Annotated in this window: 5 protein-coding genes and 1 pseudogene; all 6 read right to left on the reverse strand. The window is 57.8% G+C overall.

Annotation, left to right across the window (positions count from 1 at the left end):
• A pseudogene (locus tag ACWKWX_RS32495) lies at window positions 1–602 on the reverse strand (ImcF-related family protein); the annotation flags it as partial.
• Between the two features lie 257 nt (window positions 603–859).
• Window positions 860–1,123 (reverse strand): PAAR domain-containing protein, encoded by a 264-nt coding sequence (locus ACWKWX_RS32500; RefSeq protein ID WP_416424649.1) that lies wholly within the window; start codon window positions 1,121–1,123, stop codon window positions 860–862.
• Window positions 1,124–1,190: 67 nt separating this feature from the next.
• The gene (locus ACWKWX_RS32505) at window positions 1,191–2,546 is read right to left on the reverse strand and encodes an SEL1-like repeat protein (protein ID WP_483829915.1); all 1,356 of its coding nucleotides are present in this window, start codon (window positions 2,544–2,546) and stop codon (window positions 1,191–1,193) included.
• Window positions 2,543–3,820, reverse strand: coding sequence for an SEL1-like repeat protein (locus ACWKWX_RS32510; RefSeq protein WP_473003448.1), 1,278 nt, complete (start codon window positions 3,818–3,820; stop codon window positions 2,543–2,545). The genes ACWKWX_RS32505 and ACWKWX_RS32510 overlap by 4 nt, the downstream gene beginning before the upstream one ends.
• Window positions 3,820–5,655, reverse strand: coding sequence for a phospholipase D-like domain-containing protein (locus ACWKWX_RS32515; protein WP_483829916.1), 1,836 nt, complete (start codon window positions 5,653–5,655; stop codon window positions 3,820–3,822). The genes ACWKWX_RS32510 and ACWKWX_RS32515 overlap by 1 nt, the downstream gene beginning before the upstream one ends.
• On the reverse strand, window positions 5,652–6,687 hold a 1,036-nt coding region (locus ACWKWX_RS32520; RefSeq protein WP_483829917.1), incomplete at its 5' end, for a DUF2345 domain-containing protein. The genes ACWKWX_RS32520 and ACWKWX_RS32515, both read right to left, overlap by 4 nt.

Here is a 6,687-nt window from a genome sequence, read left to right on the forward strand (position 1 = left end):
CGGCTGCCGGCGGCCATGGCTTTGGGGTCGTGGCTTTGGGGGGTGGTGAGGGTCCAGAGGATGGCGTCGAGGGGGCGCCAGCGGCACAGGCGCTGGAGCGTTTCAAGGCTATCGTTGGTCAGCGCTTCCTGGCCGCTGCCGCCCCACAGCAAGACCGTGCCGTCACCCTCCAACCACCGCTGTTCCGTGAGCCCAGGTGCAATCGCGTCGACCTGCTCAGCCTCTCCCACCACCCACAACAGCCGCACTTTACGGCGCCAGAACAGGCCGTAGTGGTCACGCAGGTGGTTGCGCAGGATGGCCGCGCGCTGCACAACCTCCGCGCCCGGCTCAGGCGACACTACAGGCCGGGGCTGTGCGGAATCGTTCCCCGTATCGGCAGCGCGGCCAATTTGCCGCCCCAGCCAGGTAAACGCGCCGAGCACCAACACGATCAACCCGGTGATCACGGGCACCACCTTCAGCGCCTGTGCCTGCCGGTCACCATCGTCACGCAGCCCCAGCCATTGCGGGTAATACCACAGCATCACGGACAGCAGTGCCCCTGCCAGCAACAGCACGCCAGCAAGGCCTCCTGCTTGTACAACGCGTCGAATCTGCATTCTGTATCCTTACGTCAACAGCGGCGGCGCAGGCATCAACACCGTGCACCAAAGCCCCGTCTTGACGGAGCTGTTGCCACTGAAAATGAATTGCGGGCAGCGCCGCGCTTGATTGCTTTTGCTGCCGTTGGTTGAGATGCGCTCGTCCAACCGACGGTCCACCGCCGCCAAGCCATCGCTTTTCGACCACTGCCCCAGGCGCGGCTCGCCTGGCCGAATAGCCAAGGGGACAAGTTGGTCCAGTCTCACCGGCATGGTCAGCTGGCAGTCACGGCGGGCATTGAGGACACCAGCGTGCAGCCGCATGCACAGGCGTGCCCGTGGAAAGCAACAGGAACCCCGTGGTCGCAAAAATGCGGATGGGCCTCGGCAATGACGGTGCGACCATGACCGGGGATGGGGCAATCCACGGCATCGCCCTGGCGGGCGACGCCGATACCGTCGAATATCATGGAGGAAGAGCCGGTAATTACGGTGCCACCACCGGAGGTTTTATCGCCTATACGGATAATGTTTTTCATTGAAAAGTCCTATAGTTAAATCAATTATTCAATCGCGGATTTGGCGTGCTTATCGAGTCACGTTTATTCATCCAATTAGCCCCCACTCAACCGCCTCTTCGCGAAAGGTAGTCTTGTCACGCAGCGGCCACGGGCGCAGGTGGTAGCGCTCCACCGTTTGCAGCGGAAAAATATCGCCTTTATTGAAGTAGCGAATCACCTCTTTCGGCCTGACGTTGCGCAGCGACGGCCAAATGACTTTCCAGTGTCCGGCCTGTGGGCAGGCTTCGCCGGGGTAGCAGATTTGCTGCGGGAAGTTGGCCTGGGTGAAGTCGGGTGAACTGGGGAGTGGCTTACCGGTGGCCGGATCGAGCTTTTTGGCGTTGGCCAGGCGCAGGATCAGTTCATCGCTAGGCTTGGGTGGCGGGATGTTGGCCTTGCGTTCCTTGACCCACTGAAGTTTGCCATCCCACTCGGGGAGTTCTGCGGGCGGCAGGGGGACGATTTCGTTGACATCAGGGACTGTGGGATGGGCATAGGAGAAGCCACTGAGGCGCGCGCCTATTTCTTCATAACGCTTGGCCCGCTCCACGTCTTTCTCAAGGCCTAGATAATAAAGCTTATCCTCCGGAGGGGGACCTTTGAACCCTTCCTCCAAAAATGACGCCGCAGTAGGACTCCCTGCGGCCACACCCAATTGAAATATTTCAAGGGCCTTATCGTAATGCCCATTTGTAGCAAAATTAATTGCCAAACCTACGGCGGCCTCGCCGTTACCTTGCTCCGCCGCGCAGCGACGCAGTTGCCGGGCAATCTCCGGAGCAATATCAATGGGCGCGAGCAGGTCCGCTAAATACTGCTGAGCATGGGCGCTGCCCTTATCCGCGGCCTTGCGATAATAGCGTAACGCCATTTCAGGGTCTTCCCTGAGCCCGAACGCACCATGCTTGACGAAGCGTGCTACAAAATAGTAACCCGTCGCAACATCTGCATCGATAAGCTCCTGACTGAACCGCTGGTACTCTTCACCTTTTAACTTGAATTGACGACGCATGGCGCCATTTTGCAAATTAATCTTGGCCTTATAATGACCGCTTTCTGCGGCAATCCGATAAAGGCGCTCGATCTCCACATTCTTTTCGGGCTCTCGTTTTAGCTCGTTGTTTTTCTGCAGCCAACGCGCATATTTAAAAACCAGATCAGCCTCATCGGATGATGCAGGGATAACTTCATGCGCGCAGTTAAACCTCAACCCAGCCTGCAACTCAGCAATCGGATTCAGAGGCACATCCTCAACATCATAACCCAACGAATTATGATTACAGGCCGCCAACCCCAAAAACGGAAAAATAAATAACTTTCGCGTCGCTAACCTGGCCGCGCGGGCCCTCTCTGGCAGGCATTGCCAGGTGCTCACGACAAACGTTGAGGAACTACTGCTCATCCAATTAGCCCCCACTCAACCGCCTCTTCGCGAAAGGTAGTCTTGTCACGCAGCGGCCACGGGCGCAGGTGGTAACGCTCCACCGTTTGCAGCGGAAAAATATCGCCTTCATCGAAGTAACGGATCACCTCTTTCGGCCTGATGTTGCGCAGCGACGGCCAAATGACTTTCCAGTGTCCTGCCTGTGGGCAGGTTTCGCCGGGGTAGCAGATTTGCTGCGGGAAGTTGGCCTGGGTGAAGTCGGGTGAACTGGGGAGTGGCTTGCCGGTGGCCGGGTCAAGCTTTTTGGCGTTGGCCAAGCGCAGGATCAGTTCATCGCTGGGCTTGGGTGGCGGGATGTTGGCCTTGCGTTCTTTGACCCATTGAAGTTTGCCATCCCACTCGGGGAGTTCCGCGGGCGGTAGGGGCACGATTTCATTGACATCAGGGACGGTGGGATGGGCATAGGAGAAGCCACTGAGGCGCGCGCCTATTTCTTTGTAACGCTTGGCCCGCTCCAAGTCCTTCTCAAGGCCTAAATAATAAAGCTTGTCCTCGGGAGGGGGGCCGTTAAACGCCCCCGCCAAAAATGACGCCGCATTCGGACTCCCTGCAGCCACACCCAATTGAAATACTTCAACAGCCTTCTCGTAATGGCCATTTATAGCAAAATTAATTGCCAGATCCACCGCTGCATCACCGTTCCCTTGCTCCGCAGCGCAGCGGCGCAGTTGCCGGGCAACCTCCGGGGCAATATCAATGGGCGCGAGCAGGTCCGCTATATATTGCTGGGCCTGGGCGCTGCCCTTATCCGCGGCCTTGCGGTAATAGCGTAGTGCCATTTCAGGGTCTTCCCTGAGCCCGAACGCACCATGTTTGACGAAGCGCGCGACAAAATAGTAGCCCGTCGCAACATCTGCATTGATAAGTTCCTGACTAAAACGCTCATACTCTTCACCTTTCAACTTGAATTGACGGCGCATAGCGCCGTTCTGCAAATTAATCTTGGCCTTATAATGACCGCTCTCTGCTGCAATCCGATAAAGGCGCTCGATCTCCACATTCTTTTCGGGCTCTCGTTTTAGCTCGTTATTTTTCTGCAGCCAACGCGCATATTTAAAAACCAGATCTGCCTCATCGGAGGATGCAGGAATAGCTTCATGAACGCAATTAAACTTCAACCCAGCCTTTAACTCAGCAATTGGACTCATAGGAACATCCTCCACGTTATAATTCAACGAATTATGATTACAGGCTGCCAAACCAAAAAACGGAAGCATCAATAATTTACGCATCAGTCAAGATCCACAAGCGTTTCTTTATCATAAAAAAACTCCACCAACGGCGCATACGGCGCCTTACCCGCGAGCCTTAACGCTTTATTTTCTTTAATCACATCTCCCCAACTACTGAAAGCTTCGCCCGCATCATCCTGAGCCCCACGCATCCCAGTATGCATCCCCCACAACCTTCGCCTCAGCGCCTTAGTCACACTTACCCACTCATGGGCAATATTCAATTCACTATCCACTTGCATGCTTCGAGTATTGACATTCGCCGAACCATGCGTCGTAAAAGCGTCATCAACAATCATCAACTTGGAATGGATATACACCGGCATCCACTCCGTGCCGTCCGGGGTGTCAGGCGCGACCAGCGAACACACGTGAACTTTCAGGCCAGGAATGTCCTCGATTTCCAGCTTGTGGTCTTTTATTGCCTCGACCTGTTTGTCCAGCGAGGCCTGCCATTCCTTGAGTTCGCGTTGGCCAAGCGAGTCGCGCAGGTCCGGCCTTGGCTTGGGTGGCGCGTTGTCCCGCGCTGCCTTGATGCGCCGCAGTTGGGTGACCTTGGGAATGGTATCTGCGCGCCCCAGGCATTCGAGCATCCGCTGCGTATTCAACGCACCCGGCCCTATGCCCTCTTCACTGGCGTTGGTGACAACGAAAAGGTGAACAACCCCGTGTTCATCCGGATTGCGCCCATCCCTCACCTGGTTGGCCGCTGCGGCCTTGATCACCTCTGCCAACGGCGGCCAGCGGAAGTACTGGTTTTCGATGTAGATAAACTGCGCGGCGTTGTTGGCGGCCTGCAGGTAGGCTTCCTGAATTTCCTTGCGGCTTTCCGTGTCGGGGTTCGCGGGGTCTCTCTGGGGCTGGGTCACCAGCATCTGGGCCATTTGCCGGGTAACGCCATGCCGATACCTGAGTGTCGGTTTTATCTGCGCCGCATTCCGGGCGACGAGCAGGTCTTCGCCGGTTTCCTTGAACCAGGCCGTGGCGAAGTTATGGTGCAGGTCGGCCAATACCGGGCCGCTGATTCGGCTGGAAATGTCTTGCCTAGGGGTATTTCCCCGCGCGCCACGATTCGGCGCAGGTTTGGTTGCCGGGGTACGGTTGAGCCCGGAGTGCTTTTCGGTGTCCCAGTACTCGTCGAGCATGTTGTGGCCCATGACGAACCCGACCGCGACTTCCGGTTCCTCGAAATCAACGATGACGCTTTTTTGATGGTGGCTCGGCGCTGCCGCATGCGCGAGCCGAGTGCCTTTGCTGATATCAGCATCCAGGCTGTTGTTTTTGACATCCGCGAAGATTTCCCGCCGCTCCCGCAGGCTGAAACCGCGGCTGACCAACACCGGAACACCCCGCGCAACTTCGTGTATCGCGCGGCCATCGGCGACTGCATAAGCATCGAACCAGGCCCGGTCTTCTGCATACTGTGCAGGCGTGGAACTTTGCATGGCGTGGCTGCCAACCCTGAACTTGCCCTTGCCGGGCAAGTTGGCCTCGCCCCCAACGCCTGCCAGGTTGAGCGGCATTTCCCAGGCCAGTACCCGTACCCGTACACCCTGCGCCGCTTTCGTCTTCAGCAATTCACCGATGCTGGGCGCCTGGCCATCCCTGATGAAATACATGGAGGGCTGGAAACCCCAGCAAATGATGTCAATGCTCTGGACAGCCTCGGCAATGGCCAAGTGAACAGCGCCAAACGCCTCCTCACCATTGACCAAGGGCTCGAACGTGGCCCTGGCAGGGTTGTATTCGGTGCTCTTGATGTACCAACCTGGCGTGCAGGTCGCGGTGTTCGTGTGTTCGAACGCGACCGGCACGATAACTTCCGGATGTTTCATGGTTTAGTTCCTTCTTCAAGGTCAGGGGCATCCATAATCGAGGCGTACTCCGAACGATGCTCCGTATGCGGCGCGGCCTTGGCCGTGTGGTTGTGAACACCCCGATTGGCAATGTGCGCCTGCTCGGGGTTGCGGTATTGCGCGGGGATGGGGATCCCGAAGCTCCAGCCGGAGGTCGTTTCAATCCGGTAGTCGCGGGTAACCACCTGGTGATCAACTTGAATCTGCCCGGACTTGTCCAGAATGCCTCGCTGAAGCTCAATGCCATCCGCGTAGAGGGTGTAGGGCATGCCGACATACCCTTGGCCGCCAGCACCGCCAGAGTTGGCGGCGATCGGCAGCTGAAGACTCAACCGCTCCTTGGAAAGCCCCACCGGATACTCCGGATGCGCCGCCTTCATGCTCGCCGCCCCGCTGTAATTGAAATGCGCCGACTTGACGAAACAGTCCCCCTCCGTGCCTGCCTCAATGCGCGACGGGTCCAGGGTGATGTAACTACCCCCGGCGTTCAGGGTGATTTTCTTTTTCGCGGTGATATGGATCTCGTCTTCGGTGCTGGTGATGTCCAGGCCATGGCGGGCCATGAGTTCCAGCCGGTCGTTCTGGGCCTGGACGCTGACCGGGCCCTGGTTGGCGATCAGCTTGACGCCGACTTTGCGCACGAACACGCTAAGGCCCTGCCCTACCCCCATGAACAGGCGCTTGACCACGCTGATATCGGCGTTGGCGCCGGCGTTGGCCATCAGGTTGGCGTGCGCGGCCAGTTGCAGGTGTTTGCCGCTGGTCAGGGCAATACCCTTGGGCGCACTGACCAGTACGGTGGCCGCCTTGAGTTGCTCCAGTTCGTCGCGCAGCAAGTTGAGTTGCGCCTGCAGATCGGCTGGGGTTGCGTTGGCAGCTTCGGCATCGCTGGAGAGCGATTGCAATTGCTCACCAGCTTGTTGCAGCCGACCGATGGCTGACGCCATCTCCAACACCTCCCCCTGCGCCTTCCCCTGCTCATCCGCGCTGATCAACACCCCCTTCCCCGCC

This window comes from Pseudomonas imperatae (assembly GCF_057128625.1).